This is a genomic window from Streptomyces alkaliphilus, assembly GCF_014141535.1.
Taxonomy (GTDB): domain Bacteria; phylum Actinomycetota; class Actinomycetes; order Streptomycetales; family Streptomycetaceae; genus Streptomyces; species Streptomyces alkaliphilus.
In genome coordinates this window covers 1-1,019 of record NZ_VKHT01001378.1, presented here as the reverse complement: position 1 = coordinate 1,019, position 1,019 = coordinate 1, and the positions used below count along the sequence as shown (strand labels likewise).

The 1,019-nt window shown below is 76.6% G+C and carries 2 protein-coding genes; one reads left to right on the top strand and one right to left on the bottom strand.

Annotated features, from left to right (window positions below; translation table 11 throughout):
* The coding region (locus tag FNQ90_RS24590; protein ID WP_323380164.1) for a winged helix-turn-helix domain-containing protein at positions 1-346 on the bottom strand (346 nt) is incomplete at its 3' end.
* Positions 347-374: 28 nt separating this feature from the next.
* Between FNQ90_RS24590 and FNQ90_RS24585 the strand changes: the two genes are divergently transcribed.
* Positions 375-1,019, top strand: a 645-nt coding sequence (locus tag FNQ90_RS24585) for a class I SAM-dependent methyltransferase (protein WP_182608349.1), incomplete at its 3' end; no start/stop codon positions are given.

The following is a 1,019-nucleotide window of genomic DNA, read 5'->3' as shown; positions in this document are numbered from 1 at the left end:
GTGCCGGGGGGCGGACCGGGGCGGCGACCACGACGGTGCCCCGGCGCCCGTCACCGGCCAGGTGGCCGTCCTCGGTCAGGCGCCGGTACGCCTCGGTGACCACGCCGCGGGAGACGCCGAGTTCGGCGGCGAGTGTCCGGCCGGAGGGCAGCCGCCCGCCCACCGGCAGGCGTCCGTCCGCGACCGCCTCGCGCAGCCGACGGGTCAGCCAGTCCGTCAGGCCGCCGGCGGGGGCCCGGCGGCGGTCCAGGTGGAGGAAGTCCGTGCCCCGGGTGGGTTCCGGGGCAGCCGTCCCCGGGGCAGCCGTTTCGGACCTGTTGTTCGGCTTCTCTTCGGACCTGTTCACCGGTCCATTGTGGCGACAGGCTCGACGCATGGACATCACGATCACCCGGGGCGGGGCGCGGGCCGGTGCGGAGCGGGCCGGGACGCGGAACGGATATGTGCACGGTTACGGGGCCCGCGAGGCCGAACGGCTGACGACGCAGGCGGACGTCCTGGCGTCCCTGGTCCACGGCGACCGGGAGGCGGTCGGCGGCCCGGTCACCGGTCGGGTGTTGGAGGCGGGGTGCGGAACGGGGGCCCAGACCGGGCACCTGTTGGCCGTACCGGGAACGCGGGTGGACGCGGTGGACCTCTCCGCCCCCTCGCTCACCCGGGCCCGGGCGCGGCACGCGGAGGCCACGGCGGCGGGGCGGGTGCGGTGGCACCGGGCCGATGTCACGGACCTGCCCTTCCCCGACGCCTCGTTCGACCACGTCTTCGGCTGTTTCGTGCTGGAGCACCTCGCCGAGCCGCACCGGGCCCTGGCCGAGTGGCTGCGGGTGCTGCGTCCGGGTGGCGGATTGACGGTGGTGGAGGGGGATCACGGCTCGACCCTGCTGCACCCGGACAGCGGTGCGGCGCGGGCGGTGATCGCCGGTCAGGCGCGGGCGCAGGAGCGGGCCGGTGGGGACGCCTTCATCGGGCGCCGGTTGGCCCCGCTGGTGCGGGGCGCGGGGTTCGGGGAGGTGGTGGTG